Raw genomic sequence first — 264 nt, 5'->3', positions numbered from 1 at the left:
AAAATTCGAGCCTATGGATGTCAACGGTGAGGAGACATACAAATTCGAGAGCACAGTAGTCGGCGGTGCGATTCCGAAGGAATACATTCCGGCTGTAGGCGAAGGTATCGAAGAAGCTATGAAATCAGGTATCCTCGGCGGATTCCCGGTTGTAGGTGTTCACGCAAACGTATACGACGGATCTTACCATGAAGTCGATTCCAGTGAGATGGCATTCCACATCGCTGGTTCTCTTGCATTCAAGGATGCAATGAAGCAGGGATC

General features: G+C 48.9%; 1 pseudogene. It reads left to right on the top strand.

Annotated features, from left to right (window positions below):
- Positions 1-264 (top strand): annotated as a pseudogene (gene fusA, locus NE668_RS09830) (elongation factor G); the annotation flags it as partial.

Source organism: Veillonella parvula, from assembly GCF_024461875.1.
GTDB classification, from domain to species: domain Bacteria; phylum Bacillota; class Negativicutes; order Veillonellales; family Veillonellaceae; genus Veillonella; species Veillonella parvula_I.
Note: the sequence above shows the minus strand (reverse complement) of the source record. Positions and strands in the feature narration are given on the sequence as shown.